15 protein-coding genes are annotated in these 19257 nt (G+C 69.3%); 8 read left to right on the forward strand and 7 right to left on the reverse strand.

Annotation, left to right across the window (positions count from 1 at the left end; translation table 11 throughout):
- Nucleotides 1–4: 4 nt before the first annotated feature.
- Both ACFQ9K_RS44135 and ACFQ9K_RS44140 read left to right on the forward strand, forming a co-directional pair.
- Entirely contained in the window at nt 5–1423 is a 1419-nt protein-coding gene (locus ACFQ9K_RS44135; protein ID WP_378723673.1) for a class I adenylate-forming enzyme family protein, read from the forward strand.
- 10 nt (nt 1424–1433) lie between these two features.
- The gene (locus tag ACFQ9K_RS44140) at nt 1434–1664 is read left to right on the forward strand and encodes an acyl carrier protein (RefSeq protein WP_378723675.1); all 231 of its coding nucleotides are present in this window, start codon (nt 1434–1436) and stop codon (nt 1662–1664) included.
- On the opposite strand, the gene ACFQ9K_RS44145 is transcribed toward ACFQ9K_RS44140, so the two are convergent.
- The 7 genes from ACFQ9K_RS44145 to ACFQ9K_RS44175 are packed head-to-tail and all read right to left on the reverse strand — an operon-like array spanning nt 1661 to nt 9483.
- On the reverse strand, nt 1661–2452 hold the full coding sequence (locus tag ACFQ9K_RS44145; RefSeq protein ID WP_378984529.1) for an SDR family NAD(P)-dependent oxidoreductase: 792 nt from the start codon (nt 2450–2452) through the stop codon (nt 1661–1663). The two genes, ACFQ9K_RS44140 and ACFQ9K_RS44145, sit on opposite strands and share 4 nt — an antisense overlap.
- A gap of 7 nt (nt 2453–2459) precedes the next feature.
- Nucleotides 2460–3860: an aldehyde dehydrogenase family protein gene (locus tag ACFQ9K_RS44150; protein ID WP_378723527.1), complete on the reverse strand. Its 1401-nt coding sequence runs from the start codon at nt 3858–3860 to the stop codon at nt 2460–2462.
- Nucleotides 3850–5001, reverse strand: a complete 1152-nt coding sequence (gene aepY, locus ACFQ9K_RS44155; protein ID WP_378723526.1) for a phosphonopyruvate decarboxylase — start codon at nt 4999–5001, stop codon at nt 3850–3852. The genes ACFQ9K_RS44150 and aepY overlap by 11 nt, the downstream gene beginning before the upstream one ends.
- Nucleotides 4998–5921 (reverse strand): isocitrate lyase/phosphoenolpyruvate mutase family protein, encoded by a 924-nt coding sequence (locus ACFQ9K_RS44160; RefSeq protein WP_378723524.1) that lies wholly within the window; start codon nt 5919–5921, stop codon nt 4998–5000. Before ACFQ9K_RS44160 ends, aepY begins: the two co-directional genes overlap by 4 nt.
- Nucleotides 5922–5938: 17 nt before the next feature.
- Complete coding sequence (locus ACFQ9K_RS44165) at nt 5939–6949, reverse strand: C-terminal binding protein (protein WP_378723523.1); 1011 nt, start codon at nt 6947–6949, stop codon at nt 5939–5941.
- A 31-nt stretch (nt 6950–6980) separates the two neighbouring features.
- On the reverse strand, nt 6981–8297 hold the full coding sequence (locus ACFQ9K_RS44170) for a helix-turn-helix domain-containing protein (protein WP_378723522.1): 1317 nt from the start codon (nt 8295–8297) through the stop codon (nt 6981–6983).
- Complete coding sequence (locus ACFQ9K_RS44175; RefSeq protein WP_378723521.1) at nt 8287–9483, reverse strand: iron-containing alcohol dehydrogenase; 1197 nt, start codon at nt 9481–9483, stop codon at nt 8287–8289. The genes ACFQ9K_RS44170 and ACFQ9K_RS44175 overlap by 11 nt, the downstream gene beginning before the upstream one ends.
- Nucleotides 9484–9744: 261 nt before the next feature.
- Here ACFQ9K_RS44175 and ACFQ9K_RS44180 point away from each other — a divergent pair, with 261 nt between their 5' ends.
- The 6 genes from ACFQ9K_RS44180 (at nt 9745) to ACFQ9K_RS44205 (ending at nt 19225) form a co-directional block, all read left to right on the forward strand.
- A complete protein-coding gene (locus ACFQ9K_RS44180) occupies nt 9745–10536 on the forward strand; it encodes a class I SAM-dependent methyltransferase (RefSeq protein WP_378723520.1) in 792 nt (263 codons plus the stop codon).
- A gap of 57 nt (nt 10537–10593) precedes the next feature.
- Nucleotides 10594–11796 carry a M20 family metallopeptidase gene (locus ACFQ9K_RS44185; RefSeq protein WP_378723518.1) on the forward strand — a complete coding sequence of 401 codons (1203 nt, stop codon included), beginning with the start codon at nt 10594–10596 and terminating at the stop codon, nt 11794–11796.
- Complete coding sequence (locus ACFQ9K_RS44190; protein WP_378723516.1) at nt 11793–13181, forward strand: condensation domain-containing protein; 1389 nt, start codon at nt 11793–11795, stop codon at nt 13179–13181. The genes ACFQ9K_RS44185 and ACFQ9K_RS44190 overlap by 4 nt, the downstream gene beginning before the upstream one ends.
- Nucleotides 13181–14257: an SDR family oxidoreductase gene (locus ACFQ9K_RS44195; protein WP_378723515.1), complete on the forward strand. Its 1077-nt coding sequence runs from the start codon at nt 13181–13183 to the stop codon at nt 14255–14257. Before ACFQ9K_RS44190 ends, ACFQ9K_RS44195 begins: the two co-directional genes overlap by 1 nt.
- A 231-nt stretch (nt 14258–14488) precedes the next feature.
- On the forward strand, nt 14489–16720 hold the full coding sequence (locus tag ACFQ9K_RS44200; RefSeq protein ID WP_378723514.1) for a SulP family inorganic anion transporter: 2232 nt from the start codon (nt 14489–14491) through the stop codon (nt 16718–16720).
- Nucleotides 16721–16972: 252 nt separating this feature from the next.
- Nucleotides 16973–19225: a SulP family inorganic anion transporter gene (locus tag ACFQ9K_RS44205; protein WP_378723513.1), complete on the forward strand. Its 2253-nt coding sequence runs from the start codon at nt 16973–16975 to the stop codon at nt 19223–19225.
- Nucleotides 19226–19257: the final 32 nt, after the last annotated feature.

Here is a 19257-nt window from a genome sequence, read left to right on the forward strand (position 1 = left end):
ACGCATGACCGTCTCGATCTGCGAACTGGTGGCGCGAACCGCCAGGGACCGGCCGCAGCAGGCGGCCGTCACGGTGCGCGGCTTCACCGACGGCGCGGAGATCACCTGGCACGACCTGCTGATCGCCTCGCGCGAGCGAGCGGAGGCGTACCGGCACAACGGTTTACGCGCGGGCGACATCGTCGCGGTCGCGCTGCCGCCGGGTATCGGCCACGTCGTCGCGACGCTCGCGCTGTGGCAGGTGGGCGCCGCCGTCCTTCCGGTGGACTACCGCTGGTCGGACACCGTGCGATCCGGCATCGTCGAACGCTATTCACGCGGCTGGGTCGTCGAAGGAGACGACCTGAGTCTGATCGCCGCACACGACATGGCCGTCCCGACGGAGCTACCGGCAGACGGGATCCCGAGATCGATATCCCTCTCCGGCGGAACGACCGGCGTCGCCAAGCTGATCATCCGGAACCGTCCGTGGGCGTACCCGGACACCGGACCGCTCAGCAGCAAGGAGGAAGAACGGGGAATGGCCTACGGCCAGACCCAGATCATCGGACTCCCGCTCTATCACGCAGGTTTCGGCGCGCTCTATCACGGCCTCGCGCTGGGCCACCGCCTCGTCATCCCGGCCAACGCCTCGCCCAAGCTGTTCCTCGATCTGCTCGAAGCCGAACGGGTGGCGGTACTTCGGACCGTACCCGCCCAGATGGGCACGCTCATCGAAGCCAGTCACCGGAACCGGCGGCGGTTCTCGTCGCTGCGGCTGGTCGTGCACACCGCCGCGAGGTGCCCGGAAACGGTGAAACGCCGCTGGCTGGAACTGATCGAACCGTCCAGGGTGTACGAGGAGTACGGCAGCGTCGAACGGATCGGCGTGCTGAGCATCCGCGGCGACGAGTGGCTGGAACACCCGGGCTCCGTCGGCCGTCCGCGGCACTGCTCGGTGCGAATCCTGGACGAATTCCTCCAGGAGGTGCCGGTCGGCCGGACCGGCGAGCTGTTCATGACCGACGACAACGCCACCCAGCCTGCGTATATCGGCGGCGGGCCGAAACTCGCGGAGGTAGACGGGCATTTCAGCGTCGGCGACCTCGCGTACCTGGACGCCGAAGGCTATGTCACGCTCGTGAGCCGCAAGGACGACGCGATCAACGTCGGCGGCGTCATGGTCTTTCCCCGCGACGTCGAGCGGGTGCTGGAACACCATCCCGCCGTCCGCGACGTCCGCGTCCGCGCCATACCCGACCCCGCGCTCGGCGAGGTCGTGCATGTCGCGGTGAGTCTGTACCGCGGTGACCCGGAGCAGGTCTCGGCCGAACTGTGGCACCGCTGCCGCGCGGAACTGACCAGAGCCCAGACCCCCAGGGCGATCGAGATCGTGGCCGACGTGCGCCGGACCGCCGCGGGCAAGCTGCGCCGGACAGACTAGGAGAGCGGTTGTGCAGGAACGTATCTGGGTCATCGTCGGGCAGGTGTGCGGCACCGGCTATACCGAACCGGCCGCGAACTTCTACGAACTGGGCGGTGACTCCCTCCTGGCCGGCGAGCTGATGTCCGCGCTCCGTGCCGAATTCGGCGTCGAGATCCCGATGAACCTCTTGTTCGAGGCGCCGGACATGGGCACGTTCGTGAACGACGCGGTCCCGCTGGTCGATTCGCCGCCGGCCTAGCGCGGCGGTTCGTAGCGACCGTCGACGGCGGTCCATCCGCCGTCGACGGTCAGCATCGTGCCGGTGACGAAGCTGGCCGCGTCGGAGGCCAGAAACGCCACCGCCCCGGCGATTTCGCTCGGCCGCGCCCACCGCCCGAGCGCGCTCTTGTCCGCGTAGGCCTGCTGCCACTGCGGCACCTCGAAGATCGGGTCGGTCAGCGGGGTGCGGACCACCCCCGGCGCGACCGCGTTCACCCGGACCCCGGCCGGACCGAACTCCGCGGCGGCCCCGCGGATCAGCTGGAGCAGACCGGCTTTCGTCGCCGCGTACACGGCCTGCCCCGGCTCCACGGTGATCGCCCGGATCGACGACATCCCCACGATCGAACCGCTCCCGCGCGCCACCATTCCCCGGCCGAACGCCCGCAGCAGGTGAAAGGCGCCGCGCAGATTCAGGTCGACCACGGAGTCGAATTCGTCCACCGCGTAATCGAGCAGCCGCTTGCGGACATTGCGCCCGGTGGTGAACACGAGCACGTCCAGCTCCGGCAGCGCCGCGGCGGCCGCGTCGACGGCCGCCGCGTCCCGCACATCCAGCGGGATGGCGGCGGCCAGGGGCCCGGCCGCCTTCGCGGTTTCCTCGGCCGTCGCGAGATCGATATCGGCGCAGGTCACCTCGGCTCCGAGCGCGCCGAGGGCGAGCGCCGATTCGCGGCCGATGCCGCTGCCCGCGCCGATCACGAGGGTGCGTTTCCCGTCGAGTCGGAACATGGCCTGGTAGTCGGGAGAAGCGGGTTCCGCGGTCATGGTCGTCCTAACCTTGATGTAGTGGATAGGGCAGCGTGATGGTCTTGACGGTGCTCATCTCCCGAATCGAGTAGGGGATGCCCTCGCGGCCGATCCCGCTGGACTTCACCCCGCCGAACGGGATGTGTGGTGAGTCGAAATGTGGTCCCGCGTTGAGGTTTACGGCACCGACCCGCAGCGCCGCCGCGATCTCGGTGAACGCGGCCACGTCCGAGGTGATCACCCCGGCCTGCAACCCGTACCGCGTGCTGTTCGCGACCCGGATCGCCGCCGCGGCGTCGGTCACCCGGATGACCGGGGCGACCGGACCGAACGTCTCCTCGACCACCAATTCGGCGTCGGCAGGCACGTTATCAAGGACGGCGGGGGTGATGAGCGGACCGCGCCGGTCGCCGCCGAGCAGGAGCTTCGCCGTCGCGGCGACCGCGTCTCCGATTCGTCGTTCGACGGTTTTCGCCGCCTCCTCGCTGATGAGCGGCCCCACGTCGGTGGCAGGATCCAGGGGATCGCCCGACCGTCTGCGCCGAGCCGCCTCGACCAGCCCCTCGACCAGATCGTCGGCTACCGCGCCGGCGACGATGATCCGCTTGATCCCCCGGCACGACTGTCCGGCGGTGGCGAAGGCGCCCTGGCCCGCCAATTGCACGGCAAGCGCGAGGTCGGCGTCCGGCAGGACGATCAGCGGATCGTTTCCGCCCAGCTCCAGCAGGGTCTTTTTGCCTGCGGCCGCCGCGGAGACGGCGCGTCCGGTGGGTACGGAGCCGGTGAAGGTGACCATGTCGATGTCCGGATGCCCGGCCAGCGCCGGACCGAGCACGCCGGGCTCACCCGTTGTGACGACCAGGTTTTCGGCCGGCAGCCCTGCTTCGAGCAGGATCTCGGCGAACGCGAGTGCCGTAAGCGGCGTCTTCTCCGAGGGTTTCAGCACCACCGCACAACCGGCGGCGACGGCGGGCGCCACCTTCACGACCACCTGATTGAGCGGCCGGTTGAACGGCGTGATCGCCGCGACCACGCCGATCGGCTCGAACTTGGTGAGCGCCAACCGATCCTGACCCGGCACCGGGATGCTCTCCCCGCGCAACCGCTCGGTCTCGGTCGCGGCGACGACCAGGTTGGCCGCGGCGCGTTCGGTCTCCCTGCGGGTTTCGGCGATACACACGCCGGACTCCCGGGAGATCAGTTCGGCCAGTTCGCCGGATCGCGCGCGGATCAGTTCGGCGGCCCGGCCGAGGACCGCCGCCCGCTGGTCCGCGCGCAACGGCCGCCAACCGGATCGAACGCCCTGGATCGCCTCGTCCAGTTGGGCGACCGTGTCCCGCGCGACCGCACCGACGGTCTCCCCGTTCCACGGGTTGCGCACGGTGAGTTCAGCGGACGAGGACTGTACCGCGCCGTCACGAAACATGTTCGCCTCCTGTCACGAAATCCCGGAACCGGCGTGCCACCTCGGCCGGCGAGACCGCGGGCCGGCCCAACTCGGCGATCGAGCCCGGTCGAATCGCCAGATACACGAACGCCGGTCCGGCCGCGACCTGCGCGATCTTGATGGCCTCGGTGAATTCGGCAAGATCCGCGCAGTCGTATACCCGGGCGTATCCGCAGGCCCGCGCGACGGCCGGAAAGTCGACCTGGGCCGCGAGGCTCTGCTGCCCGCCGGTGGAATCGTGAACCCCGTTGTCCAGCAGCACATGTAGCAGGTTCGGCCCGGCGTGCGCGCCGACGGTCGCCAGCGTGCCGAGCCGCATGAGCGCCGCGCCGTCGCCGTCGACCACGACCACGGTGCGGCGGGCATGCCGCGCGACGCCGAGCCCGACGGCGCTCGCCGACCCCATCGCGCCGACGAGATAGAAGTGCTGCGGCCGATCGGCGATCGTGTAGAGCTCACGGCTGGTCTTGCCCGTGGTCGACACCACGGCGGCGGAGTCGTCGAGCGCGCCGATCAGCGACTCCAGCGCCGCCGAACGCGTTGGCGCAGCACGGATCCCGGGGGCGGGGCCGACCGCTGGCGTCGTCGCGGCGGCCAGCGACGGCTCGTCGAGCCGCTGCGCGGCCATGACCCCGTCGCGCAGGATGAAGGCGAAAGGCTGCTGCTCCCGGTCCATTTCGGCCCAGCCTTCGGCCAGGCAGGCGTCGACTTCGGCAGCCTCGGCGGGTATCACCGCATGACCGACCCGCATCAGCTCCAACAGACCGGGCGTGATCGCCCCCATCAGCTCGTGCTGCGGCTCGTCCGGGCGCCCCGGCTCCCCACGCCAACTGATGATCAGCGGCACCGGAATTCGGCCGGGATGGGTGAGCGAGGTCAGCGGATTGACCATATTGCCGAGCCCCGAGTTCTGCCCCATGACGCAGGCCGTGGCACCGGCCAGCCAGCAGCCCGCGGCGATCGCCACCGCCTCACCCTCGTGCGTGACCGGCAGGTACCCCGCCGCCGAACCGGATGCCACCCGGTTGATGATCGGCGTCAGATACGAGCACGGCACCCCGACCACGTCGACCACGCCGCGCGCGATCAGCCCGCCGAGCAGATCGTCGGCGTCGATCACGATTCCACCCACTTGCGCGCCAGCTCGAGGTAGTGCTCCTCGTCGTCCTCGAGCTCCGGATAACCCATGAGCGCGAACACTTCCGTGAGCGAGGCGATGGTCGGCTCCACCGCGGCCGCGCCGTCGTGCAGCAGCGCCCGGCACACCTGCCGCATCGCGGACACCGCGGCCCGCATCGCCTGATTGGCCCAGATGACCGCGGCGATGCCGAGTTCGGCGAAGGTTTCCCTGGGGACCGTGTGATAGGTCGTCGGCGCGATCACCAGCGGCAGCCGCCCCGCCCACTCGTGGGTGAACTCGGCGATCTCGTCGACGGTCTGCTTCCTGGAGTGAATGAAGATGGCGTCGGCGCCGGCCTGCCGATACGCCTCGGCCCGCCGCAATGCCTCGGCCAGTCCGGCCCCGGCGATCAGCGCCTCGGTCCGGGCGACGAGCACGAACTCCGCGCCGACCCGGTCCCGGCAGGCCGCGATCTTGGTGCACATGTCACCGACCGGCGCCAGCGGGTGGCTGTCGCCGAAGTAGGAGTTCATCTTCGGAAAGACCTTGTCCTCCATGGAGATCCCCGCCGCGCCGATCTGCTCGGCGCGGGCGGCGAAGCGCCGGGCGGTGTTGAAGTTGCCGTAGCCGGTGTCGCCGTCGACGAGGACCGGGATGCCCCCGTCGACCACCCTGGCGGCGAGGTCGAGCAGCTCGCCCCAGGACACCTCGTCGCTGTCCCGAGCGCCGAGGGCGGTCGACATACAGAGGCCGGATGCCCAGAGGCCGGTGAATCCGGCGGCGGCCGCGATGCGGGCGCTGAGGCCGTCATGCGCGCCCATCAGGTACGTCGGTTCGGGCTCGGCGAGTAGCCCGCGCAACCGCGCTCCGGCGGAAAACTCGGTCGGTGATCCCGTCTGAGCAGGGAAGTTCTCTCTCACGCGCACTGCCTCTCGAATCAGGTCACTCTGCCTGCGGCGGGCGGCGCACCGCCGGCCAGGACACTGGCGACGCCCTCGGCGACCCGGCGCCGGCAGCTGCGTTCGGATTCGATCGAGAGGAACGCGCGGTGTGCGGACACCACCACGTCCTCCCGGGTGAGCAGCTTGCGGGCGGTCGGATCGTCGTTGGGGTCCTCGGGTGTGAACACGTCCGAGCCGAAACCGCCGAGCCGGCCCGACTCGAGCGCCGCGAGCACGGCGGCCGGGTCGACCAGTCGGCCTCTGGCGGTGTTGACCAGCAGGGCGCCCGGCCGGCTCTCGGCGAGGGCCGCGGCGTCGACGAGCCGGTCCGTCTCGTCGGTCAGCGCCGCGTGCACCACGACCGCGTCCGCGGTGCCGAACAATTCGGCCAAATCCGTCGCGGCGGTGACGCCGTAACCGGCCATGAGGTCGGCCGAGACGTAGGGGTCGTAGGCGATGATCGTGCGGTAGAACGCCTGCAGCTTGCGCGCGGTCGCCCGGCCGATGCGGCCGAAGCCGATGATGCCCGCGGTACAGGCCGATACTCGCCGGGGTACTCCGCCCGCGTGGATGTTCCACTGGTCGGCCTTCACGAGGCGGTCCTGGGTGCAGACCCTGCGTTCCAGCGCGAGCAGCAGCGCCAGCGTGTGGGTGCTGACCTCGTCGACGCAGTAGTCGGGGACGTTGAACGAGACGATGCCGGTTCCGTCGAGCAGCGGTGCGTTCAGGTTGTCGATGCCGACACCGCTGCGGGCGATCACCCGGCAGGTCGGCTCGATCGTCTCGAGGAGTTCCTTGGTGACCTGACAGCGATAGATCACCAGCGCGTCGGCGCCACGGACATGGTCGTGAAAGTCGTTACCCTGCAACCGGTACCGACCGTCGAACAGGCCCAAACGCAGATCGATGCCGGCGCCGAACACCGAGCGTTCGATATCGGCGCGGGCGAGATCCGGCTGCCCCTGGTCGTTCAGTGCCCAGGCGGGATCGGTGTAGACGACGCGCAATCTTGTCTCCCGTTGTGACGCAGGGTATTTCTCAAGAGTCGTAACCCCAGCCGCGACGGTCGCGGCGGCCGCGCCGCAACGTCGACACCGCGGCATAGGTATTGGTGAGCTCGTACAGGTCGAGGTAGCCGAGATGCCGGCCGGAGCCGAGCTTGATCAGCGCGCCGTCGCCGGACCAGCGATGGGTCACGAACGGCGCGACCCAGGCCGACGCGTCGACCGCCAGCTCCGAATGTCGTTCCTGCCCTGCGGCATCGGTCCAGTGCAGCGTGGGCGATCCGGCGGTCACCAGGTAGTGGGACTCGGCCGGTTCGCAGAGGTTCGTGCCGGACTCACCGGTCACGCGCAGGAAGAGTCCGGTGAGATCGGGCAGATGCGGGGCGGAGGCCAGCGAGGTGACCGGGTAACCGCGGAAGTCGCGTATCTCCTTGCGGCACTCCGCGATGTCCTTGAAGGTTTTGCCCACCGCGTCGTGCCGGGTGGCCGGGCGGAGGAGCAGCCGGTAGTCGAAGCCGAGAGTCGTTCCCAGGTCACGCAATAGCTCGAGCGAGCCCTCGTCGAGCGCCGCGGTCAGGTCGCTCGCCTGCTTGCCCAGTGCCTCGGCGGCCGACTCGATGGTGTGCCCGCGCCGGGCAAGCAGCAGGGTCGCCACCTCCTGCGGCGTCGGGGTCTCGTCGAGCCAGCCGAGCATGGCGTTCGCGGCGGGATCGGACCAGTCGTTGAGGTCGTCGATGAGCCCGGCAAGGGAGGATTGACCGGTGTAGGAGACGATTCGGGCCGGGGCGGCCGATGCCAGGGAGTAGGTGTGCGGGCAATAGGACGGTTCGACGTAGGAGTCGCCGACGATCCACCTGTCCTCGTCCGGATTGGCGTTGATCACCTGCCAGGTCGCCGCGCCGAGCTCCGCACCCCACCGTCCGTGGATGTCTCCGGGCCCGAGATTGATGGTGATGGCGGGTTCCAGGTGCCCATTGTTCAAGGCGGGCAATCGATCCGCCGGGCAGAGGATGTCGAGAATGACCGGCGCGACCGCGCCCTGCGGCGCCGCCATTGTGTAGTAGTTGTAGAAATGGATGCCGTCGCGCTGAATCGGACGCCGGGTGCCGCGCAGTTCCTCGGCCGTGCGGACCAGCACGGTCAGGTCGGAGCGACCGCTGGCGACCAGTTGCTCGGGGGTGATCTGGAGGGCTCGGGCCACCGCGTCGGCCCTCTCGTCCGGCCACTCGTCGCTGACCGACAGCAGCTTCTCGAACTGCCCGTGGTCCAGGCCGACGGCTTCGGCCACCTGCCCCGTGGTCATCTTCCGGGTGTTCAGCCAGTGCATGAGCTTGTAATTGTCAACGCGCATAGTCTCTCTCCGCGGTCCCGGCCAATAGGCGCGACAGGCCGTCTCCGTCGACGCGGCGCGGGTTGTTTCCCGCACGGTCGTAAGCGAGGGCCTCGGTGGCGATCCGAGTCGCCTCGTGGCGAAGATCGGGGGCAGGCGGTAGCGCGGGCGAGCGCACCAGTGCCTCGATCTTCCGGGCCAGCTCGTCGACCGTGCCAAACCCGGCCGCCCGCACCACCCGGGTGATCGCGCCGTGCACCCGACCGGCGCCGCGCGGGTCGGTGCAGTCGTCGCCGACGAGTGCGTTGTAGCGCAGCACCGACGCCAGCGTGAGCCCGCAGGCATGGCCGTGGCTCAGCCCGTAGCGCAGCGTCAGCGGGTACGAGAGCGCATGGCACACAGTGGTTCCCGCGATGGCGATCGCGCGTCCGGCGAAGTGCCCGGCGAGCAGGGCAGCGTGCCGTTGCGCCGCGCCCAGGCCCGCGTGCGGCTCGTCGAGCAGATCGGCGAGCAGGGACCACGCGGTCGCGCCCAGCCATTCGGACCGCTCGTCGGCCCGGATCGACCAGGCGCCCTCCAGGCCTTGCGCGAGAGTGTCGAGCAGGCAGCTGACGAGCTGGGCCTCGGGCAGGCCGACGAGCAGATCGGGGTCGAGGATCGCGGTCACCGGCTGGAGCGCGGACCCGCGCAGGGAGAGCTTGCGACCCTGGTCGCGGTGCCAGATGGTGGCGAACGGTGTCGCTTCCGCGCCGGTCCCCGGTGTCGTCGGCAGCGCGATGACCGGCGGCACGCCCTCGGCGCCCGCTTCCTCCGCACACGTCCGCACCACGAACTGGGGAGTCGGATCGGGGCCGACCGACAGGGCCGCAGCGGCTTTGCCCGCGTCCATGACGCTGCCGCCGCCGACCGTGACCACCACGTCGGCGCGGTGCGCCCGCACGTCGTGCGCGAGCCGCGCCACGGATTCGGGTGTCGGCAAACCGGATTGGGTCACCAGGCGCAGCGGGAACGTCCGCAACGCCGCCAGCAGCGGCTCGGACCAGCCGCGGGCCGCGAAGCCACTGCCCACGATCACCAGCACGCGCGGAACCCTCGTCCGGGCGGCGGCGGCCACGACGTCGGCGGCGACCTCGGCGGCGCGCATTCCGACGATCGTGCGCGGCGAGTCGAGCAACAGGGTGCTGACCCGGACCTGGGCGGCGTCCATCGACCACCTGCCTCCAACGAACGACGAGATCTACCGCAGGGCACCGAGATACGGACTCCGGCAACATCTCGGGCATCGTCGGCCGGTCGCCGTGGCGACCACGAACCGGGCAGTCCCGATGATGTCCCCCCGGTGTACGGACGCGGCTTTTTGCGTGAATACACGGTACCGTAGGGCGGTTGAATATCGGCGAATATCCGAGTTCGCCGTCCCACCAGTTCCGTGACATCGCCGGAACTTACGCCGCCGAAGGTGCGACAGATGACCGATGGCTACCGCGAGCAGGTTTCCCGAAACCAGTTGAGGTTCGCGACAATTGCGCAGGCGTACGCGGGCGGGCAGGCGCGCCGCCTCGACGTGGAACTGCTGGCCGAGATGATCCGCCCGTTGGCCTTCGAACGGGCCCTCGACGTCGCCACCGGGACCGCCGCCGCGGCGGCCGTTGCCGCCAAAGTGGGTGTGCGGGCGCAGATCGTCGGCGTCGACTCGTCGGCGCAGATGCTCGAACAGGCGCGCGTGAACGACGGCGTCAGCGGTGTGCAGCTGGTGGTCGCCCTGGTCGAGGAGCTGCCGTTCGCGGACGCGACCTTCGATCTCGTGCTGTGTACGCGCGCTCTGCACCACGTCAAACGGCCCGGCCTCGTCGTCGCCGAGATGGCGCGGGTGGTCCGGCCGGGCGGGCACGTCATCATCGCGGACAACGTCACCGGCCTCACCGGCGCCACGCACGCCCATTTCGAGGAGCTGCAGCGCCTGCGCGATCCGGGACACGCGTGCACGCTCACCGAGCGCCAGCTCATCGACCTGCTGCTGGACAACTCGCTCGACATCGTCGAAGGCCATCGCACCACCAGTTTCCGGCCGCTGGACGAGTGGCTCGACGACGGCGGCGCGGGCGCGCGGGAGGCGGCCGAGATTCGGCGGCAGTTGTCGGCGCTCGGGCCGATGACCGACGACGGCACCTTCGGCACGACCGTCGTGACCGAGTCGGGCGAGGTCACCGGACTGCGGCAGGCGATGTCGTGGATCAAGACACAACGGACGCGGATCTAACCCGGAGACACCGTCCGCGCCGTAGCATGGACCAATCTGACTTCTGGGGGTCACACCGTGGACATCGCTTCGCTGGATGCCGGAATCGACGAGCCGGAACTCATCGAGTTCACACAGCAGCTCGTGCGGACCCATGCCTTACACGAGGAGGGCCGCGGCGAGCGTGCCGTAGCCGCCTTCCTGCTCGCCAAGATCGAGGAATGGGGTTGGCGCGCTGAGCGTTTCGACGCGGGTGGCCGCCCGAATATCGTGGTGACGTTGACCGGCGGCGGTGGCGCGGGCCCGACGCTGGCCTTCGAGGGCCACCTGGATGTGGTGACCGAGGGCGACCCCGGCCAGTGGACCGTGGACCCGTACGGCGGCGAGATCCGCGACGGAAAGCTCTACGGGCGTGGTTCCGCGGACATGAAATCCGGTGTCGCGGCGATGCTTTACGGCGCGCGGGCGGTTCAGCAGGCAGGCCCGTTCCCCGGCCGGATCCGGCTGCTCCTGCTGTGTGACGAAGAGGGCATGATGACCGGCGCCAAAGCGGCGGTGGCACAGGGCTTCGTCCGCGATGTCGACGGGGTGATCTGCTGCGAGCCGGAAGGCGATGAGGTGTGCCCGATTTCGAAGGGCGCGATCCGGGTGCGGGTGGAGTTCACCGGGGTGATGAGTCACGGCGCGATGCCGTTTCAGGGCCGGAACACGGTGCCCGCCATGGCCAGGGTGGTACTCGGCCTGGAGGCGCTCGAGCGCAAGCTGATCGCGGAGGCGGGTACGACGCCCGCGCTCGGCGCACCCTCCATCACGCCGACGGTGGTCCATGCCGGAACCGCGGATCAGCTGAACGTGATCTGCGGGACGAGCTCGCTGTACCTGGATGTCCGCACCGTCCCCGGGGTGGATCACGAGATGCTGCTCAAGCGGATCGGTGAGTGTGTCGACACCGCCGCCCGCGAGTGCGAGATCGGCTCCGCGATCACCGTGATCGATGATCGTCCGTGGGTCGAAACCGGTTCGGACACAACCCTTGTCACGTCGCTGGTCGGCGCGCATGAACTGGTCAACGGTGTCCGGCCGGTGCTCGGCGGCGTGCCGGGCACCACGGACGGCACCATCCTGACCCATTTCGGCAATGTCCCGAGCGTGGTGTACGGGCCGGGGGACAAGTGGATCGCGCACAAGACCGACGAGTACGTGGAAGTGCGCGACCTCAAGCGCTATGCCTTGACATATGCCGTTGCCGCGCAGGCTTTTCTACGTCAGGGCTCGCAATGAGCCCGACGGAATCGATCGAGCGGCTGCCGTTGACGCCGGGGCAGCATCTGCTGGATTTCCTCGAATCGATCCGGCCCGGCGGGGCGGCGGAGGCGTTCAACATCTCCTTCCGGCTCACCATCGACGGGGCGCTGGACCGGAATCGGCTGTTCGACGCGATCGCCAGGACCGTCGAACGGCACGACGCGCTCCGCACCGCCATCGTGCGCGGCCGGGGCATGGACGAACAGGTCATCGGCGCCGACATCGAACCGGAGACGACGGTCGAGCGGGTCCGCGCCGCGTCCTGGGATGATCCGGAGATCGCGGGAAAGCTGGTCGAGCACAACAATTCTCCCTTCGATCTCACCCTCCCGCCGCTGGTCCGGGTGCTGCTGCTCGAACGCGCCGCGGAGCAGCGGCTGCTCCAGGTGACGGTGCACCACAGCGTCGCCGACGCGTGGTCGCTGGAAGTGCTCAAACGCGATATCGGGCGGTTCTATCGCGCCGCCGCCGGGCTGGAACCGACACCGGAACCGCCTGCGGTGCGCTACGGCCGGCTCGTGCTCGACGAACTCGCCGCGCTGGAGACACCGGAGGCGGACGCGGCCCGCGCGTTCTGGCCGGAATACCTCGGCTCCCTGGAGGTTCTGCAGATCGCCGCGAAGGCCTCGCCCGACGATCGGGCGATCACCTGCCGCGGCGATCGCCGGTGGGAGCCCGCGGAAATCGCCGCGGTGCGCGCCCTGGCCGGAAAGCTGCGTGCGACACCGTTCATGGTGATCGCCGCAGCCTACGGCGTGGTCCTCGGTCAGCTCAGCGGCTCCGCCGCGTACCTCATGCCGACCTTCAGTCACGGACGCAGGGACCCGCGGTTCCACGAGTCGGTGGCGATGCTGTTCAACCCGTTCATGGTCGCGTTCCGCTGGTCGCCGGAGCTGTCGTTCGCCGACCTCGTCGCGTCGTTCAAGCAGAACTGCCTGTCGGCCTACCGATTTCAGTGGTATCCGTTCATCGAGGTGCTGGAGGACTGCCCGGACCTGTCCGTCGCGCTGATCGATCCGCACAGCGCCCTGTTCCCGGTGCAGATGCTGAACGTGCCGAAGGCCTCGGAGGGGGAGGGCTTGTTCGGGCCCGAGTGCGTCGCCGCGGAGCACGCGCTGCGCGGGACCTCGGTGGGCAACGTGCTGCCGATCGACGGCATGCTCACGATCAAGGGGACCCAGGCGGCGATGGCGATGACTTTCAATGCGGCACAGCGCTTGTGGACCGACGAACTGGCCGCCGCCATGTGCGCGAGCGTGGTCGGCCTGTGCGTCGACGCCGCGCGGGATCCCGGCGTCGGCCTGCATCGGCTGGCCGGCGCCATCGACCGCCGCTTCGATCGCGATATGTGGAGCGTCTGATGGGACATGCGCGAGTGGCCGTGGTGGACGGCGCGAACGGCTACGTGGCCAGCAATACGATCTGCGCGCTGCTCGACCGCGGCGTCCGGGTGAAAGCATTGGCCAGGGGCGCACGGACACGAGTTCCCGAGGCGCTGGCGGCGGCCACGATCATCGACGGTGAGACGCCGCCCGACCGCACCGGGCTCGAGACCTACGACTGCGAACTGACCCAGGAACACCTGGGCATCAACGACTTCGAAGCGGCCGCGATCTTCTCCGAGCCCTGCGATTTCTGGCATTTCGCTGCCGCGGTGGATCTTTCGCCCAATCGGCCCGCGCTGCTCCAGGATGTCAACACCCGGGGAACCGAGCGGGCGTTGCGACTGTTCGCCGAACACAGCAGGCCGGGCTCCCGGTTCTTTCTCATCAGCACCGCCTACGTCGGCGGCGTCTCGGATACACCGAGCCCGGAAACCTGGCTGCCGCCCACCGACGCCACGCAGTATCGAACGGTCTACGAGGCGACCAAATGCGGCGGCGAACTGGTCTTCCGCGACTTCATCCGGGAGCACGGCGTCGACGGCGCCGTGTTCCGCCTCGGCCAGGTGGTCGGTTCGGCCAAAACCGCCCACACCACTTCGGATTTCGGCATCTACAACTTCATGTCGAACATGAAGCGGGTCGTCCGCCGATTCCCCGGCGGCGACGCGGCCGTGCAGGTCGCCGACGGGGCGACGCTCAACCTGGTCCCGATCGACACGACGGTGGAGTGGTTGCTGGGGCTGGCCGAGGCCGAGAATCTGCCACGGATCGTCAACCTGACCGACCGCGTCGGCGTTCCCGCGGACGAGACGGTCCGCATGATCGGCGCCGGCCTCGGCATGACCCTGCGTCCCGTCACCCCGGGCGAATGGGACGACGGCAAGCTCACCGCGCTGGACCGGGCCGTCGCCACCCGCATGGCCTACACCGGCAAGTACCTGCTGGAACGGATCGAGTTCGATCGCCGCAACCTCGAATCGGTGCTCACCGTCCCGGACGAGGCCTGCGATCTGGACCTGCTCGAACGCTTGATCGCCTGGTACCTGAAGTAGCCGACCCTTGCCAGCGGGCGGTGATCTGGATCACAATTCGGTGACGGTTATGCCGATTCCACTTGAAACCTTTCCAAATGCTTTGCGAAGTCTTTACTATTAGCCAGACCTTCGCGTCAACCGGGTCGCCGCTCTCGAGCGGTTGAGCTACGCCCGCCGCTCGCTTTCGATGCCAGTACATGTTCCACCGATGAACCGGGACGGTCCACGTCCGCCCGGCGAAGGAGAAATATGTCCACCGACACCGATTCCGCACCACGGACGTCGCTGCGCCACTTCGCTTTACCCGAACGCCTGGCCGCTGTCGGCCGGCACGATCTGCCCGCCTCGATCGTGGTTTTCCTGGTCGCACTCCCGCTGTCGCTCGGCGTCGCGGTCGCCTCCGGCGCGCCCGTCGCCGCCGGTCTGATCGCCGCGGTGGCCGGCGGCGTGGTCGCGGGGCTGGTCGGCGGGTCGGCGGTGCAGGTGACCGGGCCGACCGCGAGCCTCACCGTGGTCGTCGCCGCGAGCGTGCACCAATTCGGCTGGGCCGCGACGTGTTTCATCACCGTCTGCGCCGGCGCCGTACAGATCCTGTTCGGGCTGAGCCGGATCGCGCGCGGCGCGCTGGCGATCGCGCCCGTGGTGGTGCACGGCCTGCTGGCCGGGATCGGCGTGATCATCGCGCTGCAACAGGTGCATGTGCTGCTCGGCGGCACGTCGCAGAGCTCCTCGTTCGACAGCCTCGTCCAGTTGCCGCGTCAGCTGATGTCGGTGCATCGCGGCGACCTGCTGATCGGTCTCGTGGTGATCGTCATCCTGATCGCCTGGAAGTTCCTGCCGCGCCAGGTCCGCGCGGTGCCGGGGCCGCTGGTCGCGGTGGTGATCGCGACGGTGCTGTCGCTGGCGCTGCCGACCCACGTCGAGCGGCTGGTGCTGAACGGCTCGCCGCTCGACTCGATCGGACTGCCCTCGATTCCGGCCGGCGGCTGGACCGCGATCGTGATCACCGTGGTGACCATCGCGCTGATCGGCAGCGTGGAGACCCTGCTCTCCGCGGTCGCCGTGGACAAGCTGCGCCCGGGAACCTCGACCGACCTCGATCGCGAACTGATCGGCCAGGGCTCGGCCAACATGGTCTCCGGCCTGCTCGGCGGTCTGCCGGTGGCGGCGGTGATCGTGCGCAGCATCACCAACGCGCAGGCGGGTGCGCGGTCCAAGGCGTCGACCATCATGCACGGCATCTGGGTACTGCTGTTCGCGGTGGCGCTGGCCGGGCTGGTGCAGCAGATCCCGAAGGCGGCGCTGGCCGGGCTGCTCATCCTGATCGGCGTGCAGCTGGTGAAGCTCGCGCACATCCGGCTCGCCCGGCGCACCGGTGATCTGTACGTCTACGTGGCGACGGTGCTGAGCGTGGTGTTCCTGAACCTGTTGGTGGGCATGGTGATCGGGCTCGCGCTGTCGTTCGCGCTGCTGCTGTGGCGAGTGGTCCGGGTGACCATCACCGCCGAGCCGGTGGCGAGCGCGCGGCGCTGGGTGGTGTCCATCGACGGCACCTGCACCTTCCTCGCGCTGCCCAGGCTGTCCGCGGAACTGGCGAAAGTTCCGGCGGGCGTGGCGGTCACGGTGGAGATGACGGTCGACTTCCTCGATCACGCGTCCTACGAGCGGATCACCGAATGGGCGGCGCACCACGAATCCGAAGGCGGCACTGTCGAATTCGTGGAGATCGGCAGCGCGCGGATGGCCCGCGCGATGGCGGGCCCACCGGAGCGGGGACACTCCAGACAGGTCCTGGACCAGGCGATCAGCCCGTGGCGGCGCACCGGCATCCGGGAGGACCCGATCGCGGCGGGCATCGCGGCCTACCACCGCAGTCACGCGCACCTGATGCGCCCGCACCTGGACGGCCTGCGGCACCGGCCCGACGCCGACTCGTTCTTCCTGACCTGCGCCGACGCCCGCATCGTGCCGAACGTCATCACCAACAGCGGGCCCGGCGACCTGTTCACCGTCCGCAATGTGGGCAATCTGGTCCCCACCGCGGGCAGCGACGTGTCGGTCGAGGCCGCGCTGATCTACGCGCTGGAAAAGCTGGACGTGCGCGCGGTCGTGGTGTGCGGCCACTCCGGCTGCGGCGCGATGGAGGCGCTCTACCGCGAGGTGCGGACCGGCCCCGGCCTGGGCGACTGGCTGGCGCACGCGCGGCCGAGTCTCGACCGCTTCCGCCTCGGCCATCCGGTCGCCGAGGCCGCCGCGCTGGCCGGATTCGGCGAGGTGGACCAGCTGGGCATGGTGAACGTGGCGCTGCAATTGGAGACCCTGCACGCGCACCCGGCGGTGCGGCAGGGGGTCGAGGAGCGGGGCGTCGCGGTGTCCGGGCTGTTCTTCGACATCGGCACGGCCAGGGTGATCGAGGTGACCGTGGACGGCATCGCGGAATTCGACGATGAGGGCCGCCGTGTCGCCGCAGAGCCGGTTTAACCGTCGCGACGGTCCCCGGCGGCGCGTCGGCGCCCGACAGGCAGGCCTGACGTCGTGTTAACGCGCAGTTAGCACGATTCTCAGGCTTTGCTTAGTCTTTACTAATAGCCTTGCTGAGGTTTACAACTCGACCCACTGGTGCGTCGAGTACTGCTTCACCGCGAGATGCCGGTTCGCGGTCGTGTGCCCTGCTGGACATTTGATCGTCAACCGACCTCGGCCGCTGTGCCGAGTTCGGCGAAGGAGATAGTCATGGTCGTCGAGAACGATTTGGCCCCACCGATAACACCCCCGGTTTCGGCGGGCAAGGATTCTGGTCCCGGATCCCTGTCCGATCGTCTGCAATCGATCCTCCGCCACGATGTGCCCGCTTCCATCGTGGTCTTCCTGGTCGCGCTGCCGCTGTCCCTCGGCATCGCGCTCGCCTCCGGTGCGCCCGTCGCCGCCGGTCTCATCGCCGCCGTGATCGGCGGCATCGTCGCCGGCCTGCTGGGCGGTTCCGTGCTTCAGGTGAGCGGCCCGGCGGCCGGCCTCACCGTCGTCGTGGCCGAGTCCATCAACCAATTCGGTTGGAAAGTAACCTGTTTCATCGCCGTCGCCGCCGGTGTGCTGCAAATCCTGTTCGGGCTGAGCCGGATCGCGCGCGCCGCGTTGGCGGTCGCGCCGGTGGTCGTGCACGCGATGCTGGCCGGCATCGGCATCACCATTGCGCTGCAACAGATTCACGTGCTGCTGGGCGGTTCGTCGCACAGTTCGGCGTGGAAGAACCTGACCCAGCTGCCCCAGCAGCTGATGTCGCTGCACGGCGGCGACGCGTTCCTCGGCGCGGTGGTGATCGCCATCATGCTCGGCTGGAAGTACATGCCCGCCAAGGTGCGGGCCGTTCCCGGGCCGCTGGTCGCGGTGTTCGTGGCGACGATACTCGCCATGGTGCTGCCGACCGGCGCCGAGCGAATCGTGTTGAACGGCTCGCTGTTCGACGCGATCGGCCTGCCGGAGCTGCCGCGCGGCGACTGGTCGGCGGTGGTCATCATGATCATCACCATCGCCCTGATCGCCAGCGTGGAGAGCCTGCTGTCCGCGGTGGCGGTGGACAAGATGCACTCGGGCCGGCGCACCAATTTCGACCGCGAGCTGATCGGTCAGGGCTCGGCCAACGTGCTCTCCGGCCTGCTCGGCGGCCTGCCGGTCACCGGCGTGATCGTGCGCAGCGCGACCAACGTGCAGGCGGGCGCGCGCAGCCGCGCGTCGGCGGTGCTGCACGGCGTCTGGATCCTGGTGTTCTCGGTGGCGTTGGCCGGTGTGGTGCAACAGATTCCGAAGGCGGCGCTGGCCGGCCTGCTGATCGTGATCGGCATCCAGCTGGTCAAACTGGCGCACATCCGGATGGCCCGGCGCACCGGCGATCTGCTGGTCTACGCGGTCACCGTGGCGTCGGTGGTGTTCCTGAACCTGCTGGAGGGCGTGCTGATCGGCCTCGCGCTGGCCTTCGCGCTGCTGCTGTGGCGGGTGGTGCGAGTCGCCATCAGCGCCAGGCAGATTCCGGGTTCGCAGCGGTGGATGATCACCATCGACGGCTCCTGCACGTTCCTCGCGCTGCCGAAGCTGTCCGCCGAGTTCGCGAAGGTGCCCGCCGACGCCGACGTCACCGTCGAGATGACCGTCGACTTCCTCGACCACGCCGCCTTCGAGGCCATCGAGGAGTGGGTGCGACAGCAGGAAAACGGCGGCGGCAGCGTCGATTTCGTGGAGATCGGCAGTGCGCGGATGGCCTACGCGACGGCGGGCCCGCCCTCGCGCAGCTTCGGGCGCGCGGTGTGGACCGACATCCTCGGCCCGTGGCGGCGCGACGAACACGCCGACCCGATCGCGGCCGGCGTGGCCGCCTACCACCGCAGCCACGCGCACGTCGTCCGGCCGCACCTGGACGAACTGCGGGACAGTCAGGATCCGGATTCGTTCTTCCTCACCTGCGCGGACTCGCGGATCGTGCCGAACATGATCACCAACAGCGGGCCCGGCGACCTGTTCACGGTGCGCAATGTGGGCAATCTGGTTCCGGCCGTTGGTGATCCGTCGGTGGACGCCGCGCTGGTCTTCGCCCTGGAGGAGCTGAACGTGCGTTCCATCGTGGTCTGCGGTCACTCCTCGTGCGGCGCCATGAAGGCGCTGCACTCGGGCGCCAAGGCCGGTCCGGAAATCGACAAGTGGCTCGCGCACGCCCATCCGAGCCTGGACCGGGTCCAGCGCGGACACCCGGTGGCCGTCGCCGCCGCCAGGGCGGGATTCGGCGAGGTCGACCAGTTGAGCATGGTGAACGTGGCCGTGCAGCTGGAGAACCTGCAGCGGCATCCCGCGGTCCGGGCGGCGGTCGCCGAACGCGGCGTGACCGTGTCGGGTCTGTTCTTCGATATCGCCAGCGCGCGGGTCATCGAGATCACCGAGGACGGGCTGGCCCACATCGACGACGAGGAGGGACATCGGGTCACGCCCGAACTAGTCTGAGCACAGCGCCGCCGAGCCCGCCCGAACTGTCC

Source organism: Nocardia sp. NPDC056564 (genome assembly GCF_042793755.1).
Classification (GTDB): Bacteria; Actinomycetota; Actinomycetes; order Mycobacteriales; family Mycobacteriaceae; genus Nocardia.